Source organism: Paenibacillus lentimorbus NRRL B-30488, assembly GCF_000411595.1.
GTDB lineage: Bacteria > Bacillota > Bacilli > Bacillales > Bacillaceae > Bacillus > Bacillus velezensis.
Window position 1 is genome coordinate 346785 of the sequence record NZ_ANAT01000005.1, and the last position, 23030, is coordinate 369814.

At 46.2% G+C, this 23030-nt stretch carries 21 protein-coding genes, 4 tRNA genes and 3 pseudogenes; 3 read left to right on the top strand and 25 right to left on the bottom strand.

What is annotated here, in order from left to right; genetic code table 11:
- Positions 1-116: 116 nt before the first annotated feature.
- Together D368_RS02595 and D368_RS02600 are read right to left on the bottom strand one after the other, a co-directional pair.
- Entirely contained in the window at positions 117-752 is a 636-nt protein-coding gene (locus D368_RS02595; RefSeq protein ID WP_109567565.1) for an SdpI family protein, read from the bottom strand.
- Entirely contained in the window at positions 749-1036 is a 288-nt protein-coding gene (locus D368_RS02600; protein WP_058906481.1) for an autorepressor SdpR family transcription factor, read from the bottom strand. The genes D368_RS02595 and D368_RS02600 overlap by 4 nt, the downstream gene beginning before the upstream one ends.
- 173 nt (positions 1037-1209) lie before the next feature.
- On the opposite strand from D368_RS02600, the gene D368_RS02605 reads away from it, so the two are divergent.
- Positions 1210-2625: a sigma-54 interaction domain-containing protein gene (locus D368_RS02605; RefSeq protein ID WP_486129193.1), complete on the top strand. Its 1416-nt coding sequence runs from the start codon at positions 1210-1212 to the stop codon at positions 2623-2625.
- 41 nt (positions 2626-2666) lie between these two features.
- Here the strand turns inward: D368_RS02605 and D368_RS02610 are convergent, their stop codons facing one another.
- The 22 genes and pseudogenes from D368_RS02610 to dnaB form a co-directional block, all read right to left on the bottom strand.
- Positions 2667-3386 (bottom strand): cupin-like domain-containing protein, encoded by a 720-nt coding sequence (locus tag D368_RS02610; protein ID WP_128574533.1) that lies wholly within the window; start codon positions 3384-3386, stop codon positions 2667-2669.
- Positions 3383-3589 (bottom strand): hypothetical protein, encoded by a 207-nt coding sequence (locus D368_RS19840; protein ID WP_486129194.1) that lies wholly within the window; start codon positions 3587-3589, stop codon positions 3383-3385. The genes D368_RS02610 and D368_RS19840 overlap by 4 nt, the downstream gene beginning before the upstream one ends.
- A gap of 32 nt (positions 3590-3621) precedes the next feature.
- On the bottom strand, positions 3622-4590 hold the full coding sequence (locus D368_RS19845) for an ATP-binding cassette domain-containing protein (RefSeq protein ID WP_486129195.1): 969 nt from the start codon (positions 4588-4590) through the stop codon (positions 3622-3624).
- Positions 4497-5021, bottom strand: coding sequence for an ATP-binding cassette domain-containing protein (locus D368_RS19850; protein WP_486129196.1), 525 nt, complete (start codon positions 5019-5021; stop codon positions 4497-4499). The genes D368_RS19845 and D368_RS19850 overlap by 94 nt, the downstream gene beginning before the upstream one ends.
- A 27-nt stretch (positions 5022-5048) precedes the next feature.
- Positions 5049-6239 carry an MFS transporter gene (locus D368_RS02620; RefSeq protein WP_014306161.1) on the bottom strand — a complete coding sequence of 397 codons (1191 nt, stop codon included), beginning with the start codon at positions 6237-6239 and terminating at the stop codon, positions 5049-5051.
- An 18-nt stretch (positions 6240-6257) separates the two neighbouring features.
- Positions 6258-7580: a periplasmic substrate-binding domain-containing protein gene (locus D368_RS02625; RefSeq protein ID WP_128574534.1), complete on the bottom strand. Its 1323-nt coding sequence runs from the start codon at positions 7578-7580 to the stop codon at positions 6258-6260.
- A complete protein-coding gene (locus D368_RS02630; protein WP_128574535.1) occupies positions 7577-8584 on the bottom strand; it encodes a ThiF family adenylyltransferase in 1008 nt (335 codons plus the stop codon). Before D368_RS02630 ends, D368_RS02625 begins: the two co-directional genes overlap by 4 nt.
- 229 nt (positions 8585-8813) lie before the next feature.
- Positions 8814-10231 (bottom strand): annotated as a pseudogene (locus D368_RS02635) (sensor histidine kinase).
- Positions 10228-10440: a winged helix-turn-helix domain-containing protein gene (locus tag D368_RS02640; RefSeq protein ID WP_101562600.1), complete on the bottom strand. Its 213-nt coding sequence runs from the start codon at positions 10438-10440 to the stop codon at positions 10228-10230. Before D368_RS02640 ends, D368_RS02635 begins: the two are co-directional and overlap by 4 nt.
- Positions 10441-10948: 508 nt before the next feature.
- Positions 10949-12144, bottom strand: a pseudogene (locus D368_RS02645) (S1C family serine protease).
- A gap of 86 nt (positions 12145-12230) precedes the next feature.
- Positions 12231-13025, bottom strand: a complete 795-nt coding sequence (locus D368_RS02650; RefSeq protein WP_004393110.1) for an MBL fold metallo-hydrolase — start codon at positions 13023-13025, stop codon at positions 12231-12233.
- Positions 13026-13039: 14 nt separating this feature from the next.
- A complete protein-coding gene (locus D368_RS02655) occupies positions 13040-13879 on the bottom strand; it encodes a two-component system regulatory protein YycI (RefSeq protein WP_004393108.1) in 840 nt (279 codons plus the stop codon).
- Positions 13866-15224: a two-component system activity regulator YycH gene (gene yycH, locus D368_RS02660; protein ID WP_004393107.1), complete on the bottom strand. Its 1359-nt coding sequence runs from the start codon at positions 15222-15224 to the stop codon at positions 13866-13868. Before yycH ends, D368_RS02655 begins: the two co-directional genes overlap by 14 nt.
- Positions 15214-17048: pseudogene (gene walK / locus D368_RS02665) on the bottom strand (cell wall metabolism sensor histidine kinase WalK). The gene yycH and the pseudogene walK overlap by 11 nt, the downstream one beginning before the upstream one ends.
- Before the next feature lie 6 nt (positions 17049-17054).
- Positions 17055-17762 (bottom strand): cell wall metabolism DNA-binding response regulator WalR, encoded by a 708-nt coding sequence (gene walR / locus D368_RS02670; protein ID WP_004393104.1) that lies wholly within the window; start codon positions 17760-17762, stop codon positions 17055-17057.
- Between the two features lie 336 nt (positions 17763-18098).
- Positions 18099-18171 (bottom strand) — tRNA-Phe (locus D368_RS02680).
- A 36-nt stretch (positions 18172-18207) separates the two neighbouring features.
- Positions 18208-18284, bottom strand: a tRNA-Asp gene (locus tag D368_RS02685).
- Positions 18285-18368: 84 nt separating this feature from the next.
- Positions 18369-18440, bottom strand: a tRNA-Glu gene (locus D368_RS02690).
- An 8-nt stretch (positions 18441-18448) separates the two neighbouring features.
- Positions 18449-18524 (bottom strand) — tRNA-Lys (locus D368_RS02695).
- Positions 18525-18724: 200 nt separating this feature from the next.
- Positions 18725-20017, bottom strand: coding sequence for an adenylosuccinate synthase (purA, locus tag D368_RS02700; protein WP_004393102.1), 1293 nt, complete (start codon positions 20015-20017; stop codon positions 18725-18727).
- 238 nt (positions 20018-20255) lie between these two features.
- A complete protein-coding gene (locus D368_RS02705) occupies positions 20256-20669 on the bottom strand; it encodes a VOC family protein (RefSeq protein ID WP_101562601.1) in 414 nt (137 codons plus the stop codon).
- 117 nt (positions 20670-20786) lie between these two features.
- Positions 20787-22151 (bottom strand): replicative DNA helicase, encoded by a 1365-nt coding sequence (gene dnaB / locus D368_RS02710; protein ID WP_004393100.1) that lies wholly within the window; start codon positions 22149-22151, stop codon positions 20787-20789.
- 168 nt (positions 22152-22319) lie between these two features.
- Between dnaB and D368_RS02715 the strand changes: the two genes are divergently transcribed.
- Positions 22320-22517 (top strand): DUF2188 domain-containing protein, encoded by a 198-nt coding sequence (locus tag D368_RS02715; protein WP_007407900.1) that lies wholly within the window; start codon positions 22320-22322, stop codon positions 22515-22517.
- A gap of 31 nt (positions 22518-22548) precedes the next feature.
- Here D368_RS02715 and D368_RS02720 read toward each other — a convergent pair whose 3' ends face one another.
- The gene (locus D368_RS02720; protein ID WP_015418617.1) at positions 22549-22758 is read right to left on the bottom strand and encodes a hypothetical protein; all 210 of its coding nucleotides are present in this window, start codon (positions 22756-22758) and stop codon (positions 22549-22551) included.
- 118 nt (positions 22759-22876) lie between these two features.
- On the opposite strand from D368_RS02720, the gene D368_RS02725 reads away from it, so the two are divergent.
- Entirely contained in the window at positions 22877-23020 is a 144-nt protein-coding gene (locus D368_RS02725; RefSeq protein ID WP_014306172.1) for a YycC family protein, read from the top strand.
- Positions 23021-23030: the final 10 nt, after the last annotated feature.

A 23030-nucleotide genomic window follows, 5' to 3' on the forward strand; every position in this document is an offset into this window, starting at 1 on the left:
TTTTCCTGCAAAATATTCCGGCAGTTTGCGTGCAAACTTCAGCCAAGCGCAAAATTTTTTTGCGTTTCCCGCTGACAAAACAGGAGCAATCCGATTAGATTGCTCCTGTTCAACAATTATTTATTTAATTGTCTCTGATATACAATGTAAGAATATAGTAAAGATAATATGATACAGCCGATTGCCGCAATGAAAATGACTGACACTCTATATACCGGCGGCAAAAAGGCTGCAAGCATCATGAGTATGCCCGCTACGACAAAAATTTTCGAACTAACCCTGTGTGTATCCTTCCAAACTCTTTCACTGCTCAGCGTCCAAGGTGTTCTTATCCCTAAAAAGAAATTAGGCTTCACGATCTGAATGAAGTTTCCAAACACCATGAAAATGACTCCCACTATAAAGTTTCCTAAATAAGATATAGGGAGATCATATCCCAGGCCGGTCAAGATGGTCATCAGATTAATGACAAACAGAACCGCAAACATTGTATTAAATATAGCCATATATGGCCGGATAAATGTTTTGTAGTTATTTTTAGGATCAATCTTAGGGATGATAACCATTAAAATATATACAATAATCATGATGCCAATAAGCATCATCATCGCATCAGCTTTCGTTTGGTAATCATTTGCACTTCCGTTTAATCCCCAGTGTGTCGCCAAATTGTCCGGTAAAGATGAATAAGTGCAAACCCATGTGAAAACAGTTAAAACAATGATTCCTGCCGAAAAGAGATATTTTTTCATGATTCCCCGCCTTTCTTATTATCATGTTCTGAATCAGTCAGAGAAAAGAACCAGCCTATAAGATCCTGTAATACAGTGGTATTTAATGAATACATAATAAATTGGCCCTTCCTCTCATCGTGAACCAAATCAGTATTTTTCAATATGGTAAGGTGATGAGAAATACTGGGTTTTGACATGTCGAAGTGTTTCGCAATTTCACCAGCTGTCATGTCTTGTTTCTTTAATAAATCCAAAATTCTTCTCCTTGTAGGATCGGCCAGTGCTTTAAAAGCTTTATTCAAAAACTTTCCCCCTCTCATACGTACATGATTTAGATATTTAAGTATATATCTAAATATCAATCATTTCCCTAAAAAAGTCAATGGTTTTATTACCTCAATTTCCATTTATTTTTAAACATCGCCAAGCGCAAAATTTTTTTGCGTTTCCTGTTCGATTTATTTTAAAATAATGAATGTTAAGACGATTGAGAGGGGGAATTGACCTGCACACAACCAGCGAATTTTACACACTCGTGTTACAAAGCATTCTGGAAGAGATTGATGTCGGGCTGCATGTGGTGGACGAGAAGGGCAGCACCGTCATTTACAATAAGAAAATGATGCAGATTGAAGATATGGATGAACGGGACGTCCTGCATAAAAACCTGACTGATGTATTTATGTTTTCCAATCAGCAGGACAGCACGCTCGTTCAGGCCCTTCAAGAAGGCAAAACGATTAAAAATGTAAAGCAGAGCTATTTCAATAACAAAGGCCAGGAAATCACGACGATCAACCACACCTTCCCGATTGTGCAAAACGGCGAGATCAAGGGCGCCGTGGAAATCGCCAAGGACGTCACCAAGCTCGAACGGCTGATCAGGGAGAACATGCACAGGAAAGAACAGAACAGCTACACGTTTGACAGCATTCTCGGCAACAGCCCGGTCATTAGGGAAGTCATCGAAAACGCGAAACGGGCAACCCGTACGTCATCGTCCGTGCTTTTGGCCGGCGAGACGGGAACAGGCAAGGAACTGTTCGCCCAAAGCATTCACAACGGCAGCCAGCGCTCAGGGGCCCCGTTCATATCACAAAACTGCGCCGCCCTGCCGGACAGTCTGGTCGAAAGTATTTTATTCGGCACGAAAAAAGGCGCCTTTACCGGAGCCATCGACCAGCCCGGTTTATTTGAGCAGGCGCAGGGAGGCACCCTGCTCCTCGATGAGATCAACTCTCTCAATCTCAGCCTGCAGGCAAAACTGCTCCGCGCCCTTCAGGAAAAGAAAATCAGGCGCATCGGATCAGCTCAGGACAAACCGATTGACGTCCGTATCATCGCCACGATGAATGAAGACCCGATCACCGCCATTTCAGAAGAGCGGCTGCGCAAAGATTTATACTACCGCTTAAGCGTTGTCACGCTGATCATTCCCCCGCTCCGGGAGCGCAAGGAGGATATTCTGCCTCTGGCCGAAGTGTTTATCCAGAAAAACAACCACCTGTTCCAAATGCATGTCGATTCGATCAGTGACGATGTGCAGCAATTTTTCCTGGAATATGACTGGCCGGGCAACATCCGCGAGCTTGAACATATGATTGAAGGCGCCATGAACTTTATGACGGATGAAACGACGATTACGGCGGCCCACCTGCCTTACCAATACCGGATGAAAATCAAACCCGCTGACACGGAAAGCAAAGCCGCCGCAACCACCCAGCCCGGCACCGATTTAAAAGACAAAATGGAAAACTTCGAAAAATACATGATCGAAAAAACTCTGAGAAAACACGGCAATAACATATCCAAAACGGCAAACGAGCTCGGAATCAGCAGACAGAGCCTGCAATACCGCCTGAAAAAATTCGGTCTGGACCGGATGAAATGAATCCATACAAAAAAAGGCTGAGGTGCTCCTCAGCCTTTCGTTTATATCTGATTGGCAAGCCGCTCTCCGGTAAACCAAAAGTTCTCACTCACTGCCAATGTATGTTCCGTATTCTCGACTTGATGCCACCAATGGCGCGGCGCGTAAATGATTTCTCCCGCCTTTTGTCTGAAGCGGATCGGAGACGCCTTTTGCGCCAGCGGTTTTTGCTCTATGTCTTTTTCATCAAAGACATTGATATTTCCTTCGTACAAATACGGAGAGTCGTCCGGATGATAGAAGATCCATTCCTTCTCTCCGAAAATGACGCCGTTCCACGCGTGCGTGCTGTTAAAATCCTGATGCAGCGGCGTGCCTGTCTGCTTAGAACCGAGAAAGAACCATTTCCAGTCCCGTCCCGTTTCTTCATCCGCTCTCAATGTGTCTTTTGTAAAATACTCGGGTGCGGAATAGACAAGGTCTAAGTCATTTTGGTTCAGCTGCGTAAAATTCCAGTCACAGTACCATTTGTCATCATTCTGATCAATGTACTCGATATAGTTGGAAAGCTTTACTTGTTTAAACGTTTTGACCCCTTCGATATCTGATTTCCGGATGGTGACCATTCTGTCTCCATAGTGTTCGCCAATGTATTCAAGCGTCCACCGCCTGCATTCCCAGTGATCCATTGCCCCCGTCAAAATAAAAGGTTTCTTATCAGCATACTCGCTTACAAAAAGATCGTACGATAACTCATTGATTGTCAGTCTGTCAATGGTCATATCCATTCCCCTTTTATTCGGCAATCTGCCGTTTTTTGTTTGGCGTAACTGTATGGACCTGAAAAGATGGTGACGTTTTGATTCTCAAGCCAGAAAATCTTGTTGAACTTCTCCAGCAGGTTTCTGTCGTGAGAAACGCAGATGATGGTGCCTTGAAACTGCATCAGGCTGTTTTCGAGAATTTCCTGAGATTCAATATCCAAGTGGTTGGTCGGCTCATCCAGGATCAAAACATTCAGCTTTTTTCCATTAAGATGGACAGCTTCAGCCTGATTCTCTCACCGCCCGACAGGACGGAAAGTTTTTTAAAGACTGACGACCCGTAAAATCCGTACTTGGCCAGCATATTCCGGGCCATGCCCTCTTCAGTCAGCAGATTTTCTTTAAAGAATTGCAGAATCGTCTGACTCGAATCTCCGACGTGGCTCTTTTGATCAATGTAGCCTATTTTAAGATTTTCCCCTACTTTAATGGTGCCGTCCGACAGTTCTCTTTCCCCGATGATGCAGCGGATCAGCGTTGTTTTGCCGACGCCGTTTCTGCCGACGATGCCGATTCTGTCTTTATGCTTTATGCGCAGATTCACATTTTGATATAAAAGGGAAGATCCGTTGGCCACCTTTCCGTTTTCAATGAACACAATATCTTTTGAACCGGCGCCCGCTTCCTGAAATGCGTTTTTTAATTTTTGCTCCGTCCGGACCGGCTTATTGATCAGCTCGATCCTTTTCAGCGCCTTTTCCATATTATTCGCGCGTCTGTGCAGGCCGACAGACGGCGGATTCGAGCGGTTGGCCCAATCTCTCAGCTGGGCGATGGATTCCTTCATCTTCTGTATTTTTCTCTGCTGTTCTTCATATTTCTCAAACTGGGCGATGATGAATTCTTCCCGTTTTTTCAGGTATTCGCTGAAACCGTAAGGCCAAATCTTCACCTCAGTATCATCAATCTCGAGCACCTTCATCGCCGTTTGGTCGGCAAACGTTTTATCGTGGGTCGTAAACAGAATGGTTTTGTTCGATTTTTTAATAAACCCTTCAAGCCATTCAATCGCATGGACATCCAAATGGTTGGTCGGCTCGTCCAGCAGTATAATGTCGTCGTTGCGGATTAAAATTTCGGCAAGGCCGGCTTTTGTTTTTCGCCGCCGCTCAGCTTTGAGAACGGCTGATCCTTTAATTCGCTGAGGCTGAGCCCGTTGCATACCTCGTCAATCATCGCATGCATCTGGTAGCCGTTGTTCCGCTCAAATGTTTCCGTGTATTGACTGTACTTTTCCAATAAAGCAGTCAGCTCGTCATCACTCATCGGTTCCGAAAGCTTCAGCTCAATGGCCTTCATTTCCTTCTGGATCGCCGCGAGAGCTTCAAACGATTTTTCCAGATATTGATACAATGTCAGATCCTCATGGGGGTCAGCGATCTGCTTCAGCAAACCGACCTTCGCCCCTTTGTTGATCGCAATCGTTCCTTCATCCGCCTCAAGCTCCCCGGAAAGCACCCTGAACAGCGTGCTTTTGCCGGAACCGTTCGGCCCGGCCACAAGCACTTTTTCGCCTTCATTGATGAAGAAAGAAACTTGTTTGAAAATGGTATCTCCCGCTACATTTACCGTAAGATTATGAATATTCAGCAACTCACATCATCCCTTTGTCATTCTGGTTCAAAGCTCGACTTTATTCTGGATGGCGACGCTCGCTTTCAGTTTGTAAAAGCTGAGCATCATAAACAGCGACAATAAGATGGATAATACCCCGATTGCGGTCAGCAGCAAAGCTGAATCAAAATAGTCCGTTAAGAATCCGATAAACGGAAAGGCAATGAACATGAAGAGCGAGGTCATCAAACTGATAATGGACAGCAGCGTGGCTCTCGTTCTGGACGGAATCTCATTATTCACCACCTGACTGGATACGGGTTCTATCACATCATAGAGCGCGTTGATGACGACAAAAGCTGCAATCGTCACGTACAGGCTGCCCGAAGGTATAAACAGATAGGCCGCCCCGATGATGCAGAATGTCAGCAGAAGCACGCGCCTCGGCGTGAATTTTTCCGCCGGCTTTGAAGAAAAGATGGAGCACAGCGCCTGCAAGATGGACAGTCCCGCAAAAATAATGGATATATTGCGCACGGACAGCCCTTCCTGACTTAACAAATCTTGTCCGTACATATAAAAAACCGATGTAATCGCAAAGAAAACAGACAGTGACAGCACCAGATATTTAAAGGCTTTGTTCAGCCTGAAGAAATCTTTGACTTCTTTTAAGATGTCCCCGACCGTCTGCGTTTCGTGTTCACTGTTTTCAAATTTGATTTCCGTCAGCTGTGTAATGACCGCCATCGCAATCAGCTGAGTCACAATCCCGGCGATAAACACATACGACCATGATATTTCCTGCAAGTAGCCGCCGATGCCCATGGCGATCGCAAGACCAAGTATGACAAGTCCGTTATAATTTCCGATGGATTTGCCGTACCACTTTTCTTTCCCTTGTTCTTTCAGTGAATCAAACAAAAAGGCGTGATCCGTTCCTGATATAAACGTCAGCCCGATACCGTATATAATATGGGCGATGAAGAGGGCGATGAAGTTATGGAAGCTCAGGAACATCACCAAATAGACAATGACCATAAAATGGCCGAGCAAGAGCGATTTTTTTCTCCCGATTCTGTCCGAGATGACGCCGCTCGGCACTTCCGCCAGAAACATCGCCAAATTCAGGACCGATTGCAGGATGCCCACTAGAAACAATGAATAATTCATGCTTGTTAAATATAAAATCCAAATTCCCCGTTCGAAAAAGAAGTTTCCGAAAAAACCGGAGAAATAAAGCAAATTTCGATTCCGCAAATGAATACCCCTTTCCAGCTATCTGCATTTAACATCATGAACAGAAAGGAGCCCGTCAGTCTTTACACTAAAACCCTCTATACATGGATCTTGCAGATACAGACTTTTCCCAAAACAAATTGGGCAATAATGAGTTGTATTCTCGAATAACCCAAAAAGTTCCTTCTTTTTTTCAGATCCTATGGCATCAATGATCGTTTTTTTCTTCCCCGGATCGCTGATGTCGCGGATGAAATATTTGATATAGCTCAGCTCATGCATATAACCCGGCAGAAACAAATGGAGCTCAATATCAAACCCGCTTTTATCCATATGGTAATAATCATTGAAATGACTGACGCGGGAGACGGATACGTCCGCTCCGGCCCTCCGAAACAATTCAGCCAGCCTTTCAATGATCTCTCCGTTGGGATAATAATCGGCATAAACAATTCGGATCGGCTCTTCTTTTGTCAAAAGGGGCGGATCTTTCTGCGGTGTCCGTCCGCTTTCCCATATACCGATCAGTGAATCAGTCGGTGTGATGATATGCCCCAAATCGCCGGCCAGCTTTTGTTTATCAAAATAATGCTGAATGAAAGTTCTCAGCATGCCGTCCTTTACCTTGAAGGTAAATAACATCGGCAAATGATTTTCTTTAAAATCAGCATACTGCCGATACCTCATGTTGGAATGATGAAACTGGGTGTGGCAGGTTACATCGGTCTGATTCGCTTCGTACAGCCCGATGCTTTTTTCCAGATCATCATTCAAAATAAATTGGATGATCTGAACGGTGCGGTCATCCGCGGGCGTCATTTTATATTGCGGATTCCGCTCAAATTCCAGTCCCTTCTCAAACGTACGCTTGAATCGGTACGGGCCGTTTTCCGGCACATCGCCCCCGGCGGTCGCCGGAATCAGAAAGCTGCTCTGCAAAACGGCTTCTATTTCATCAGACGGCTCGTCCAAGGTGACTTCAAAGCGTTTTTCGCCCGTTACGTTCACCCCGAGCTGATCGGATGAGACGAGGCCTTTTACATACGGAACGGCCTGTTTTATGTTCAGGAAACTGCCGAGATGGGGACTTTGGTTTTCTTTTGTCAGATGATAGATGATCGTTTGAACCACACCCTCGGCGTCACCTAAATAGTCCGGGTGAATGTCCACCTGACAGGTGCGGCGATCTTTGCGGATGATTCGGCAGTTATAGCCGTCCTGCAGGCTTTCATACATAATGCTGCAAATCATCTTGCTTGTGTAATCCTGCGTATCTAATGGGTTCAAGCGTATCGGGCTTGTGTCGATTTCTATTTTCAGAGGGTCGCCCGGTTTTCTCGCCGTACGATGCATCGTCTTCATAAAGCGCTTTCCTTTTGAGATAGCTTCGTTTCTGTAATATGAAGGCCGTCAAAGTCCAAGCCGATGCGGGTATTCAGGGATTTCGGGCTTCCGCCTGCAAGGTATGTGATAATGTCATGAGACATAAACGAGGATATAATACCGTTTGTCGCTCCTAAAGAACCTTTGATCGGTTCATCGGGGTAACAGTTCAGAAGTCCGGCCGGCATGCTTTTTTCATAGGTGACGCCGGATTGATAGGATTCAGGCGTGAGCAGAGGCCCCCATTGGCCGCTGAAGCTGCCGACACCCCCGGTCATAAACGCGATATTCCGCTCCTTACAATACTGATAAACCCATTCAGAAATGTTATGGGGTTTGTCAGCGGCATTTATGACGATATCAATTTCGTACGGATCTAACACGCGCAGGTCCTGCGGCTGTGTCATTTCCTGATGGTAAAGTGCTGCGTCCGCATGGGGATTGATACCCGCGATATAATCTCTGCATTCTGAGATCTTTAATTTGCCTACAGAAGATTGAGTATAGACGAATTGTCTGTTCAGGTTATGTACTGATACGGCATCGAAATCAATGAGAATAAAATGCTGCATGCCCGCCGCCAAAAGGTTTTGAAGAATGATCGTTCCGACGCCCCCCAGACCCACGATCGCTGCCCTGCTGCCGTCTAATCTGTTTTGGATCAGATTGGGGTTTTGGTTGTATTTCTCAAAATGGTACAGCTGCTTTTCAGTGATGCAGCCTTCACGGCCGTTTTGCCATGGCTCTATTAAAGCATCCAATTTCATTAACGCATCGAAAAACCGGTTTCCCGCTTCCTCTCCCAGAAGATCAGAAAGCTCTTGTTTTTCACAGCCGGTGATCAGCCGTTCAACCGCCTCTTTGATCTCACTCGTATGCGCAAGCTTAATCGCCTTTCGATATTGAATGATAATATGCGCCGTGTAGGTCAGCACCTGCACGCTGTCTTTAAACTTCCAGCGCTTACAGTCCGTTGACATCATGACATACCCCCTGAAAGATAATAACTCCCCAATGAGGGGAGTCACGGCTTTACTAGCAACGCTGCACCAAGCTTGCTGTTTCTGTATCAAGATCAAGTTCTTCAATCTTCATCAGTACACCCCCTTTTCCAATAACTAGATATTATCATCATTATTGGAAAAAGACAAGTTATTTTTTGAAAATTTAGAATTTACATATAAATTGTGATACATCTTCCGGCATCCCGGTCTATCCCGGCAGCCGGATGATGAACACGGAGCCTTTTCCCTGCTCACTTTTCACTTCAATTGTTCCGTTATGGCTGTCAATAATGGTTTTTGTAATGGCAAGACCCAGCTCCGCGCCGCCGGATTGACGGGATCGGGAGGTTTCCGCCCTGTAAAACCGGTCAAACACATGAGGCACATGCTCCGGAGCGATTCCCGTTCCGTTATCCGCAATCATAAGCATGATTCCTCCGTCTTTCTGCAGGGAGACGGTGATGACACCCGTGTCTTCATCCGTATGCTGCACCGCATTGTAAAAGAGATTGAGAATGGCCTGCTTCATTTTGTTTTTGTCAAAAACAGCTTCTATCTTTTGATCGACAAAGAACTCGAGTTTCCGGTTTCTCGCGAGCTGCTTCAGCTCAGCCTCCATTTCCAAAATGACGTCTCCCAATGCGCCTTTTTTCATTTCAAAGCTCGGCTCCCGGTCAATCTTCGCGAGAAACAAAAGATCCTCTATCAGCTTATTCGCCCTGGCGGATTCCGCGTACATGCTTTGAAGCGCTTTTTCTCTCTGCTCCGGCTTTTCCGCCGCTCCGCGCATTAAAATTTCGATAAAGCCGTGAATGGAGGTAAGCGGCGTTCTCAGCTCATGTGATGCGTCTGATACAAACTGCCGGATGCGCTCCTTCGCTTCTTTTTCCGCCTGAAACGCGGTTTCAATCCGTTCCAGCATCTGATTGATGGAGATGCCCAATGACTCAATTTCGGCCTGCTTCCTATCAATCGGCAGCCGTTTATCGAGACTGCCGGCATGAATGTCACCCATCATATGCACAATGCGGGACAGCGGCTTGAGTGTGAGCCGGATCACCGGCAAAAAACAAACAGTCCGATGACCAAAGCCGCAAAGGAAAGCATCGCGAAAATGCTGATCTGGCGGAAAAGCGAATCATTCAGCGGCTGGGTCAGCGTGCTCATTTGCACAACTCCCGCCTGACTTCTGTCAACGGAAATCGCCTGAAACACGACGATGATTTCCTCACCCGCCTTATTGTGAGCCACCTGATAGTGAAGCGCCATTGTATCTGTCAGCGCATCCCGATACACGTGTTTCGGAAAAGAAGGAGCGGCCCCCGCGTGCGGGTCTTCTGATAAAACTGACATCTTGTATGATTGATTGATAAAAGCAACCGTCACCCCGGGGTAAATCACATTCGGATGAGCGGGTGTTTCGGAACGGACAAGGGTTTTGATTGACTTCCATACGCTTTGATCCATTGAATTGATATCACTCTGAATGCTGATCGCCTGATTTTCATACATCGTCCGTTTCATCAACATGTACTGTGTGCCGCCGATGAAACATAACAGCAAGGTCAAAATCGCCAATGATCTGAACAGGAGCTGGAACCGGAGGGTTCTGTACAGCCGTTTCATGCCAGGTTCACCCTGTACCCGGCGCCCCGAACCGTGCGAATCACCTTGTGTTCTTTGTCCTTCAGCTTTTCGCGCAAAGAACGGATGTATGCCTCGAGGATATTGTCTTCCCCGAGGACCGTTCCGTGATGAAGCCCCATCGTTAAAGAATCAATGAGTGCAGACTCGCCGTCTGCACTCAGCAGCTTGATGCCTTTCAACTTATCCATGATGCAGTCTCTCCTTAGATGTATCAGCCTGTGTTTATTTTTTCGCTTCCCCTTCTATTATTCGCTTTTATCTGAAACAAAACGGAAGCTAAGCTGAATTGGTGAAAGTAAACGCTCAAAACGGAACTATCTGCAAATCATAATCAATAAGCTGCCGCTTCAATTCAGCACCAGTCTGTTTCAATCACAAAGTTCTAAGGTCATGTCTGCCTTTTTCTAAACATACCCATTTTCAACTGAACGTGTTGAGACCCGCGTTCAGTTCTTTTTTATGGCTTCTGAAAAAAGGCATAAAAAAAGCGCCCCCGAAAAAGGACGTTTGATATGACGTGTTTCGTTTTCTTAAATTCTGCATTCTAAAATAATTCTTCCTTCACATTCACCCTCGATTTCATTCAATACGATGATCACATCAGCCGTTTTCATATGTTTCACCTCCCCGCTTCACAATAGTATAATATTAACAAATAAATCAATAAGAAACAGCCCGGATGTCCGGGCTGCTTTTTTATTTCTGTAATCGATCCGCTTCTGTCAGTTTGACTTCCGCTGTTTTTTCTTTCCCGAACGGTAGAATGTGATGTTCACACGGTCGCCGATCTTTTTGCGATACAGGCGCTCACGGAGATCCACAACGTCATTGACCTTATGTCCGTCGAACCCGGTAATCACGTCGAGCTTTTTCAAACCCGCTTTTCCGGCCGGTGAAAACGCGTCGACACCCATAATGACCGCCCCGGTTTTAACGCCTTTCGGGAGTTTCAGCGTCTGGCTCCAATGGTAGCTCGCAATATCCGTTAAGGATTTCATCTCAATACCGAGGAAAGGCCGTCGGACTTCTCCGTATTTTTCTAAATCCTGAATAACGGGAATGACAAGCTTTGACGGAATGGACAGGCCGATTCCTTCAACGGCGGATTCAGCGATCTTCATTGAGTTGATGCCGACCACCTTGCCCGATATATTCATCAAAGCGCCGCCGCTGTTGCCGGGATTAATCGCGGCGTCGGTCTGCAGCACTTCGGCATTCCAATCCGGATGTCCGTCGCCGTTTGAGTCAACGGGCACCGCTCTTTCCGTGCCTGAAATGATCCCCTGTGTCACTGATCCCGCAAATTCAAGTCCGAGCGGATTTCCGATCGCAATGACCGGTTCTCCGACTTTGACTTGATCAGAATTGCCGAACTGGGCGGCCGATTTGATTTTATCAGACTTCACCTTCAGTACCGCGAGATCCATCAGACGGTCGCTCCCGATCAGCTCAGCAGGCACGCGCGAGCCATCCTTCAGGCTGATCTCAATCTCAGTCGCACCTTCAATGACATGGTGATTGGTTACGATATAAGATGTGTTTCCGTTCTTTTTGTAAATGACGCCCGAACCGCTTCCCGCTTCGCCGCCCTCTCCCCAAATATCGGTCTTTTGGATATTGAGAACGCCGACTACCGAATCCGATACACGGCTGACCATATTCGTGACAGCGTCATTGACATTTACGTTGACTGTTTTCACCTGTTCGCTGCCGAGACGCTGGCTGGTGCTTTTGCTGCTGTCTCCATGGTCTCCGCCTGTCCAGTACGGCAGCAGGAAAGCCATGAGCGCGGCCCCGACGATGACGCCGATCAGACTTGATAGAAAGTATCCTCTCTTGCTGCGGCGGGGCTGTTCGGAGGCGTACTGTTCATCATCGCGATTATAATCCACCCTATCTCAAATCCTTTCAAGAGTACTCGATTTGCTTATAGTGTGGGTCAGATCGCGGATTAATAATCATGATTCATTTGGAAAAATTACACGGCGCACAGCGGCGTCGGAATTTTCGGATCGGTATCAAATAACTGAAATGTTTCCCCGGCGACAAATCCTTTCGCAGCCAATGTCTGCTGCACGGACATTCTCGCCAGTTCCTTCATATTGTTGTCTTGGCTCAGATGCGCCAAATAGATGCGCGATGTGCCGTCGCCGATGACATCAGTCATGGCGAGCGCCGCATCTTCATTCGAGACGTGGCCGACATCGCTTAAAATCCGCCGCTTAATGCTCCAAGGGTATCTGCCCATTTGCAGCATGCCGACGTCATGGTTGCTTTCAAATACAAACACATTGGCCGAACGGATGATGCCTTTCATTCTGTCGCTCACATATCCGGTGTCCGTCATCAGCGCGAGCTTTCTGCCTTGGTAGTGGAAAACATAAAACATCGGCTCGGCCGCGTCATGAGAGACGCCGAATGACTCAACATCAAGCCCGCCGAAAGATTTCACGCTTTCCATCGGGAACAAAAACTTTTGTCCGGTATCCAGCTTGCCGATCTGATTCTCCATCGCTTTCCACGTCTTTTCATTGGCGTAGACGGGTAGACCGTACTTTCTCGCAATGACGCCGAGCCCTTTAATATGGTCGCTGTGCTCGTGAGTGACAAAGATGCCGTCGACGTCGTCTATCTTACGGCCGATTCTCTCCATCAGCCCGTCCATCGCTTTACCGCTCAGGCCGGCATCCACCAGAAAAGAGTGCTCCTCTGTCTCCAGATAAAACGCGTTTCCGGTACTCCCGCTCGCAAGCACGCTAAATTGCAAGCCCATTGTGTCTCACTCCATTATTTATTTTGATTGTTATCAATGACTGTGCTTTCCAATGCATTCACAGTGTACGTTTGCTGTGTCTTTTTCTTCGTCCCTTTTGACTTATCTTCAATTGTAATTCTCCATACCGGCGCCAGCACCTGCGTACTTGTCAGCGGGTATTGGGCAATATAGCCGAACTTGACGCTTTTAACGGCGCAATTCGCTTTTAAGTAATTTTGAGAATACAATAATTCGACCGCATCAAGCTCAGGAATCAGGCTCTCCGTCTGGATTCGCTTGAATGACTCCAGCATGGTCTGCTCGTAAGATACGACCTGGTTTTTATCGTTCAGATGCAGAATCACCTGTCCGATCGCATCCGTGGACGAGTCAAAATCCTGATAAATAAACTGTCCGTCATACGTCTGGTAAAAAATGATCTGTTTTTGATCCTTGTCGACTTTCCACAGTTTATATTTTTCACCGCCGGTTACTTTAGAGCTGACGAGCGATTCCGCATCCTCCTGCGGTTTTTGCTTCGATAAACCGACCGGATCGGTAAATTTCATTTTCAGCGTTGTGACCTTGTGATCATCCGCCGGCATTTCCATTAACGGCTTTTGATCCTTCAAAGCATCAATATCTTCAGCGGTAAATACTTTTTGGCCCGCCGTCAGCCGGTAGCCCGTCGCGGAATCAGAAGACAGGTTGCCAAATGTGATATGATCCATCTCCATGTCTTTTTCCACGTTTGAATTTTTAATCACTTCGTATTCACTGCTCGAGCGTTTTTCAAAAAACTGATAGCCGAGAAAAATATCGAGGATGAGGAAGGCAATGATGAAGATCGTTTTTGTCTTATTCCACTCCATTATCGTCCTCCTCCTTCCCCAGCAGATCTTTCGTAATCGGGACGATCTTCCCGTTGATTTTCATACTCCAGACGGGTTCCAGTTCAACGAGATCATTCGTTGACGAAGAGACCATTTGATAGGACAGGAAGATCTGGTCGATTTTGTTCACGTCGTATTTATCCTGCTGCTCCAGCAGAGACACAACCTCATTGCCGTTCATCATTTTTACGTCTTTTGTTTTAATCGGATTCGGCCCGAGAACATAGTTCGGCCGCTTGTAGCTGAGAACCTCGTCATTGGCCCATTGCAGGGTCAAAACAGGTCCGGATCCGAAAGGCTTAGACGTGCTGTTGATCACAGGCATTTGGTCTTTAAACATGTAGAAACTCAGCTGCTGGTTATCACTCACATTGAAAAATTGATAATGATCCGTCCAGCTTCCCGTATCCTCTAAATATTTATAGCTTTTCTTAATCAGCTCACCCGTTTGGTAAGAAGCGCTTTGTGCCAGGTTCCGATGCTGGAATTGAATCTGCCGCTGTGTCGAATTGATTTCCAGACGGCTGATTCCGTCAGTCAGCACATTCCGATTGTAATTCGGGTCCTCTCTGACCGTGCTCGGATCATTAAAAAGCGTCTGCTTAAACAGGTTCGTCTTAATGGTTTCAGTGATAAATTCTTTTTCCTTCATATTAAACCGCGCATTCGGCATGAGAAATTCTTTGCTTTTTCCGACCGAATAGAGGTGGTATAACGGCATACTCGACTTTTTGCTGTACAGCTCATTCATCAGATTGCGGTAATTCGCCGATTCCACAGTCACTTCCAAAATCAGCTGCTTGCTGTATGAGACCATGTAAATCTTCTTATTCGTCTTATTCTCATTAAACGGAATGACAATATGGTCAAATGAGCTGTATTCCATTGACGGATTCGACCATTTAAACATCGATTGGAAGAAATCAATCGGAATGGTGTCATTGAATTGCAGATCGAGCTTTGCCGAATTGCCGTTTCTGCCGTAAAGCCAATTTTTAAAACCGAGCTTGTCGTATTGATCGGAAATATCCTTCATCCCTTTTACTTCCCATTGCGGCAAATCCGCCCACAGGTCATTAAAGAGCGTCTCATCATCCACTTTATAATGAGAGCCGTTTGTATGAATAAACATATCCCGGGGTTTTACCGTTTGCGACACTTTTTGGCTCGTTTTATCAATTTTATGCTTTTCCCGGACAGTCGATTTGGTTGAGGCCGTGCCTTCTGAAAAATTGGGCTGGAATGTCCAAATTCCCCATGTTAAAACAAGACTAATGACGACCAGCACTGACAGTATGACTGTTTTTATATTTTCACGCCTCATCCCAATCATCCTCTTGCTCTTCTTTATATGGAAGAGTAAATGTAATCTTCGTTCCTTTGCCTTCTACACTGTCGGCCCAAATGTCTCCGCCGTGCGCCTGAACCATCTCTTTTGCAATCGCAAGGCCGAGCCCGGTGCCGCCGAGTTTTCTCGTGCGCGCTTTATCCACTCTGTAGAAACGGTCAAAGACTTTTTCCACATCTTTTTTCGGAATGCCGATACCTTCATCTTTTACGCTGATATAAAGCAGCTCTTCTTTCTCGTTCACATCGACTGAGAAAGTGACATGCCCGCCTTCCGGTGAGTATTTCAGTGCGTTAGAAATGATATTATCGAGAACCTGCGTCACTTTATCCTGATCAATCTCCACGTACAGATTTCTGTCCGGAAGCTCGCGGATAAATTCGACATGCTGTTCTTTCGTCATTTCAAAACGATCGATAATCAGTGACATAAAGCGGATCATATGAATCCACTCCCGATTAAACTGATAATCTTTGCTGTCGAATTTAGAAAGCTGAAGCAGGTCGTTCACCAATCTGATCATGCGCTCAGTCTCATTTTGGGTCACCATTAAGAAACGCGGAGCGATATCTTTGTTTTCCCACGCGCCTTCCGCAAGCGCCTCTAAATAGCTTCGCATGGTCGTCAGCGGTGTCCGCAGCTCATGAGACACGTTGGCAACGAACTCTCTGCGTTCCCGATCGAGTTTTTCCTGTTCGGTGACATCATAAAGAACCGCGATTAAACCGTCGATTTTTCCGTGCTCTCTCTGAATAACGGAAAAATTCACCCGCAGTACAGTCGTTTCATCGTCACGTTCGATCTCCAGCAGCATTGAATCCTGCTGTTCTACTAAATCCTCAAATGTAAAGTTCTCTTTTATGCCCAATAAAGACGTAATCGGCATCTCTAAAGCCGTTTCACGTGAAACATTCAGCAGCTCAAGCGCAGGGCTGTTTAAAAGAATAATAGCCCCGTTGCGATTCGTAGCGATGACACCGTCCGTCATATACGCGATAACGGAAGAAAGCTTTCTTCTCTCCCCTTCCGTCATGGCTTGGGCATCTTCAAGCTCTCTCGTCAGATGGTTGAACGTCGTTGCGAGCTGACCGATTTCATCATGCCCGTATTTCCGCACCTTTCTGGAGAAATTCCCTTTTGCCAGTTCCATCGCCTGCTTCCGCATATCCGACAGCGGATGGGTGATGGTGCGGGCGAGAAAAATACCGAGAAGGGCCGTCAGAACAAGGGCTAATCCTGTTCCTGAAGCAAGAATCGAGTTGACGGTTTTCATCTGGTTAAAGGTATCTTCCATACTGGCCACGACATAAATCGCGCCGACAACTTCCTGATTCTCTGTGACGACAGGTTTTGCTGAAATCAGCACTCTGTTTTTGCTTTTAGGATCATAATATTTTTTTGAATAGGCCTGTTTTGTTGAAAAAATCCGTTTAAAAATCGGGTCAGTCGTCTGTTTCCCCGCTATTTCCTCGCCATAAGGCCTCGAAGAACCGACGACCTCATAGCTTTTATCAACAAATGTAATCTCCCGTATTTCATTGTTTTTCGTAAAATCATTCAAAATCCGTTTGACGTCATCTTTAATGACGGTGCTGTCATTATCTCCTTTATATTCCTGCTCAATATAATAAGATAGATTGTCAATCCGCTGATTTAACGATAATTCATAGGACTTGAGAAGAGAATTCTCCACCTGTTTCACAAAGTACACGCCGATAATCTGCATGGCGATGATAATGAGAAGCACATAGATCAGCGTGATCTTAAACTGAATCGACCGAAAAAACCAACCTTATTCATCGCCGGTTAGTCCTGTTCAGGATTTCTCAAGTAATAACCGACACCCCGTCTTGTGACGATCCAGTTCGGATGGCTCGGATTATCCTCGATTTTCTCACGGAGACGGCGCACTGTTACATCCACCGTTCTCACGTCACCGAAATAGTCATAGCCCCACACAGTCTGCAACAGATGCTCACGCGTCATAACCTGTCCGATATGTTTGGCTAAGTAATGAAGCAATTCAAACTCACGATGAGTCAGCTCGATCGTTTCTTCTCTTTTTGATACGACATAAGCGTCAGGGAAGATGACGAGAGAACCGATATGAATGTCATTAGAAGCTGATTCTTCCTCAGCCGGCGCAACCGTAAGCTGGCGGCGCAGGTTCGCTTTGACGCGGGCCAGAAGCTCACGCGTGCTGAAAGGCTTCGTGACATAGTCATCCGCTCCGATTTCAAGCCCGATGACCTTGTCAATCTCCGAGTCTTTTGCCGTCAGCATAATAATCGGCATATCATATTTTTTCCGGACTTCCCGGCACACTTCAACTCCGTCTTTATTCGGAAGCATAATATCTAAAAGAATTAAATCAGGCTGAAGCTCCTCCACCATTTCCACGGCTTCGTTTCCGTCGTACGCACAATGCACGTCATAGCCTTCTTTTCTTAAATTAAACTCTAATATATCTGCAATCGGTTTTTCATCATCGACTACAAGGATTTTCTTATCCATCATCTTGATTTTCCTCCTGCCAGAATGACTTCATTTCATCTATTGATGTTTCATGATGATCACAATTCGGATCATGAAAAACGTTCCCCGTCTATTATAACGGTTTCAGGTCAAAAGATAAAAAAATTAAAGAGAACAGCGCAAAAACGTATTGAACTGCCATCCTTTTGTCATGTTTTTTATTTTCTTTTAAAAAATAATATTTTTTTGAAACCTCACGAAAAAAAACGCCGTCTAGTGTTTGACGTCTTCTTCTGGGCCGGCTGAAAAGCCGGCTCTCCCTTTTTTATAACAAAAGAAAAAACGCACCTACTATTGCAGATGCGTTTGGGTAAGTGGCTCGGGACGGAATCGAACCGCCGACACACGGATTTTCAGTCCGTTGCTCTACCAACTGAGCTACCGAGCCAGATGTTTCTTTTCTATACTATAAAGTAAAGTAAAATGGCGGTCCGGACGGGACTCGAACCCGCGACCTCCTGCGTGACAGGCAGGCATTCTAACCAACTGAACTACCGGACCTTACAGTAATTTGTCCGGAGAACCGTATCGTGGCGGCCCTCCGAGGACAAATAAGGAGTTAGCAATAACGCTAAAGTAAATCAATGACCCGTACGGGATTCGAACCCGTGTTACCGCCGTGAAAGGGCGGTGTCTTAACCGCTTGACCAACGGGCCATAAAAAGTGGTGAGCCATGAAGGACTCGAACCTTCGACCCTCTGATTAAAAGTCAGATGCTCTACCAACTGAGCTAATGGCTCTTGATGTGTCGGATTATGTATCATAGAGCATTCAGACAAAAGCTTTCTTGCAGTACTCTATTGAAGCTGTTCCGTAACAACGAGATTTATAATATCATAGAACATTCGAAAGTGGCAACTACTTTTTTGAAAAAAATCTATTATTTTTTCCTACATAAAAAACAAGCCTCCGTGACCGGAGGCTTGTTTGCTGCAAATTCTTAGTTAGCGCGGTATACGCTGCGGATGACGTTCGTTTGTGAACGGTCGGGACCGACAGAGAAAATAGAAAGCGGAATACCTGTCAGCTGAGATACGCGTTCCAGATAATGGCGCGCATTTTCAGGAAGATCGCTCAATGTTTTTGCGCCTGTGATATCTTCCGTCCAGCCAGGCATTTCTTCATATACCGGTTCACACTCTGCGAGAGCTTTCAGACTTGCCGGGAATTCTTCAATCACTTCACCTTTGTAGCGGTAAGCGACACAGATTTTCAATGTTTCAATGCCAGTCAGCACATCGATTGAGTTCAGAGAAAGATCTGTGATTCCGCTGACGCGGCGGGCATGGCGGACAACAACGCTGTCAAACCAGCCGACACGGCGCGGACGGCCTGTTGTTGTGCCGTATTCGCGTCCGACTTCACGGATTTGATCTCCGATTTCATCTTTCAGCTCAGTCGGGAAAGGACCGTCACCGACACGGGTTGTGTACGCTTTCGATACACCGACGACGTGCTGGATTTTTGTCGGGCCTACGCCTGAACCGATCGTCACCCCTCCGGCGACCGGGTTGGATGAAGTGACAAACGGGTATGTCCCTTGGTCGATATCAAGCATAACCCCTTGAGCGCCTTCAAATAAAACGCGGCGGCCTTCATCCAGCGCGTCATTCAGAACGACGGATGTATCGCATACATACTTTTTAATCTGCTGGCCGTATTCATAATACTCATCCAGAATATCTTCAATTTTGAAGCCTTCCGTTTCATACATTTTTTCCAGCAGACGGTTTTTCTCTTCAAGGTTCCGTTCAAGCTTTTCTGCAAACACGTCACGATCTAGCAGGTCTGCGATCCGGATGCCGATCCGCGCCGCTTTGTCCATATAAGCAGGTCCGATGCCTTTTTTCGTTGTGCCGATCTTGTTGGCCCCTTTGCGTTCTTCCTCTACTTCATCCAGTTTCAGATGGTATGGAAGAATGACGTGGGCTCTGTTGCTGATTCTCAAGTTATCTGTGCTCACATTGCGTTCATGAAGATACGCAAGCTCCGTTACGAGCGCTTTCGGATCAACAACCATTCCGTTCCCGATGACACACGCTTTTTCTTTATAAAAAATTCCTGATGGGATTAAATGAAGCTTGTACGTGACGCCATCAAACTTGATGGTATGTCCTGCATTGTTTCCGCCTTGATAACGTGCGATCACTTCTGCATTTTCTGATAGGAAATCTGTAATTTTACCTTTTCCTTCATCGCCCCACTGCGTACCTACTACGACTACTGAAGACATATATCCGTGCACCTCCGTTAACCTTTCAAAACGATATCTCATTCAAACAAATTAAGTGTATCAGTGCCGAAACAGAAAGTCAATCGTAAATCCGAACGTTTAAATCTTATTATTCTGTATTTGTTCGCCTTAAACCTGATTAAAAGCGTTTTCTCTTTCATTTGCTATCTATTACTCCCGAAACTTTCATACTTTAACATGAAAAAGAACCCGTATCCCAGGTTCTTCAGACAGTCATTTATATTCCGCTTGTATTCATCAGGACGATCCGCCAGCCGTCAGGATCTTCGATGGTCACGCCTTTTTCTTCCCAGTACGGATTTTCGGATTCTTTCTCCTCATATCCCATCTGCTTTAATTTCGTGCTGATGCGAATGACCTCCTGCTGATCAGGGATGTAAAAGACAAGCAGGCTGTCGCCGTGCGGAACGGGCGCCGGCTGAAACGAGCCGGTTTCTTCGGTGAATTCTAAGTGATATTGCGTATGGGGCAGACCGAACATGACGCCGCTGTAGCCCTCATGTCCGGAAAAACTGCCGATTCTCTTCAATCCGAGGCCTTCTTCATAAAACCTGATGATTTCTTTGAGCTGTCCGGTCGGCCGGGCAATCCGGATTTGCGCCGCTTGAAATTGCGGAAATTCAATTGTCATCATCATCCCTCCCTTAATGCCATTGTATAAAAGCGCTTTCTTTTTTTCGTCTGCCGAACGGACGGCATTCTCTCATTCTTTCGGATGAAAAAAAGCCTCAAGACATTGCTTGAGGCTTTACGCACCTGCCGGAACACCGCCGTCATCAAAGCGCCTTTCCAGGTTTACGAACTTATTGTATTCTTTCACAAAAGCCAGTGAGACGGTGCCCACCGGGCCGTTACGCTGTTTGGCAATAATGATTTCGATGATGTTTTTGTTTTCGGATTCTTTATCATAGTAATCATCACGATACAGGAAGGCGACGATGTCGGCATCCTGCTCAATACTTCCCGACTCACGGATATCTGACATCATCGGACGTTTATCCTGCCGCTGCTCAACACCCCGGGAGAGCTGAGACAGGGCGATGACCGGGACTTCGAGCTCCCGCGCCAGCGCTTTTAGCGCCCGTGAAATTTCCGATACCTCTTGCTGACGGTTGTCGCTCGAACGGCCGCTTCCCTGAATGAGCTGCAGGTAGTCAATTAAAATCATGCCCAATCCGTTCTCCTGCTTCAGCCTGCGGCATTTTGAACGGATTTCGCTGACGCGGATGCCGGGGGTGTCATCTATAAAGATACCGCTGTTTGACAGGCTTCCCATCGCCATCGTCAGCTTGCCCCAATCTTCTTCCGTCAGATTACCCGTTCTGAGATTTTGGGCGTTAATATTCCCTTCAGCGCAGAGCATACGCATGACAAGCTGCTCGGCACCCATCTCAAGACTGAATATCGCGACGCTCTCATCCGTTTTGGTGGCCACGTTTTGCGCAATATTTAAGGCAAACGCCGTTTTTCCCACAGACGGACGGGCTGCGACAATGATCAAATCATTCCGCTGAAAACCCGCCGTCATCCGGTCAAGCTCGATAAAGCCGGTCGGAATCCCGGTAATATCGCCTTTCCGGTTGTGAAGCTGCTCAATGTTGTCGTATGTTTGCACAAGCACGTCTTTAATATTTTGGAAGGCGCCCGAATTTTTTCGCTGCGCGACCTCCATAATCGTTTTTTCCGCATCGCTTAATAAATCTTCAACTTCATCCTCGCGCGTATACCCGTCTTGGGCGATTGAGGTCGCCGTTCTGATTAAACGGCGGAGAATGGATTTTTCCTCAACGATTTTCGCGTAATATTCTATATTAGCCGCTGTCGGAACGGAATTCGCGATATCCGTCAGGTAAGAAACGCCGCCCACCTCTTCTAACAAATCGGTATTCGCAAGCTCTGACGTTACCGTGACCAAATCAACCGGTTCACCGCGGTCTCCGAGCACGAGCATGGCATTGTAAATTTTTTGATGTGACATTCTGTAGAAATCATCCGGAATCAACACTTCAGAAGCCAGTGTCAACGCAGACGGCTGTAAAAAAACAGCACCTAACACGGCCTGCTCAGCTTCTATGTTTTGCGGCGGCAGCCGATCATTCAGAAGGTCTGTCATGCTAAGCACCGTCCTCTCCTTAAAAATATCCAAACTCCATTTTACCATTTCTCATGAAAAAGAATAGAAAAATATCACTTTCCCTGTATTTGGAGGAGAGGGTTATGTGTTTTGCCGTTCCGAATGCCGGGAAACAAGTAAATAAATCGAAACCGGGAGGTAAGAAGGATGAAAACATATGCTGTAACACCCAGTGTTGATGCGGACGGATGGTTTGTGAAGGTGGAAAATGTGGCGCCGACGGCTCTTTATACATCAAAGGACGCGGCGATCGAGAAAGCGGAGCAGACGGCGAAAGAGAACAGCCCGTCTAAGCTTGTCATTTATGATCAGCATAAAAACATTGAAGAAGAACGGTCCTTTTAAGAAAAGCCTTCGCCCGAGCGAGGGCTTTTCCTTATTCGATGAAACGGATGTGCAGCACCGTCTGCGCCATGAGATCGGCCGTTTTTTGATACAGCTCCCATTCTTCACAGGCGGCGAATACTTTCATCATGTCCTGCAATGTCTGTTTCAGTATGATAAATTCGTCAATTGTCCGCAGTTCTGCGGCTTTTTTCTGATAATCAGCCAGCTTCAGCTGTAATAACATCAATGGCGATTGCATAAAAAACCTCCCCCATTCTGTTATAAAGCCCCGCTTTTCAAACCTCCATTCCTTTGTCATATCCTCTTACGATAGATTTCTGATTTTAGTACAATAAAGAAACGGAAGGAGTGATCACATGAAACCGCTGCAAATTTCCGCCGAAACGGCGCAAAAGCTCGCAGAATCACTGAATATGCCGCTTGAGAGAATCATGCACATGCCTCAGCACATTCTGCTTGCCAAATTAGCTGAAATCCAAAAAGAGAACGATCACAAATAAAGGCCGCTCT

Bases quoted from the DNA above. Each gene is read 5' to 3' on its own strand.
- D368_RS02650 (WP_004393110.1), bottom strand. From the start codon at position 13,025: ATGGGCTTGCAATTTAGCGTGCTTGCGAGCGGGAGTACCGGAAACGCG.
- D368_RS02640 (WP_101562600.1), bottom strand. From the start codon at position 10,440: ATGGATAAGTTGAAAGGCATCAAGCTGCTGAGTGCAGACGGCGAGTCT.
- D368_RS02705 (WP_101562601.1), bottom strand. From the start codon at position 20,669: ATGACAATTGAATTTCCGCAATTTCAAGCGGCGCAAATCCGGATTGCC.
- D368_RS02610 (WP_128574533.1), bottom strand. From the start codon at position 3,386: ATGACCATTGACAGACTGACAATCAATGAGTTATCGTACGATCTTTTT.
- D368_RS02595 (WP_109567565.1), bottom strand. From the start codon at position 752: ATGAAAAAATATCTCTTTTCGGCAGGAATCATTGTTTTAACTGTTTTC.
- D368_RS02655 (WP_004393108.1), bottom strand. From the start codon at position 13,879: ATGGAGTGGAATAAGACAAAAACGATCTTCATCATTGCCTTCCTCATC.
- dnaB (WP_004393100.1), bottom strand. From the start codon at position 22,151: ATGACAGACCTTCTGAATGATCGGCTGCCGCCGCAAAACATAGAAGCT.
- D368_RS02720 (WP_015418617.1), bottom strand. From the start codon at position 22,758: ATGCAATCGCCATTGATGTTATTACAGCTGAAGCTGGCTGATTATCAG.
- D368_RS02630 (WP_128574535.1), bottom strand. From the start codon at position 8,584: ATGATGTCAACGGACTGTAAGCGCTGGAAGTTTAAAGACAGCGTGCAG.
- D368_RS02625 (WP_128574534.1), bottom strand. From the start codon at position 7,580: ATGAAGACGATGCATCGTACGGCGAGAAAACCGGGCGACCCTCTGAAA.
- D368_RS02725 (WP_014306172.1), top strand. From the start codon at position 22,877: ATGAAACCGCTGCAAATTTCCGCCGAAACGGCGCAAAAGCTCGCAGAA.
- yycH (WP_004393107.1), bottom strand. From the start codon at position 15,224: ATGAGGCGTGAAAATATAAAAACAGTCATACTGTCAGTGCTGGTCGTC.
- D368_RS02605 (WP_486129193.1), top strand. From the start codon at position 1,210: ATGTTAAGACGATTGAGAGGGGGAATTGACCTGCACACAACCAGCGAA.
- purA (WP_004393102.1), bottom strand. From the start codon at position 20,017: ATGTCTTCAGTAGTCGTAGTAGGTACGCAGTGGGGCGATGAAGGAAAA.
- D368_RS19845 (WP_486129195.1), bottom strand. From the start codon at position 4,590: ATGCAACGGGCTCAGCCTCAGCGAATTAAAGGATCAGCCGTTCTCAAA.
- D368_RS02715 (WP_007407900.1), top strand. From the start codon at position 22,320: ATGAAAACATATGCTGTAACACCCAGTGTTGATGCGGACGGATGGTTT.
- walR (WP_004393104.1), bottom strand. From the start codon at position 17,762: ATGGATAAGAAAATCCTTGTAGTCGATGATGAAAAACCGATTGCAGAT.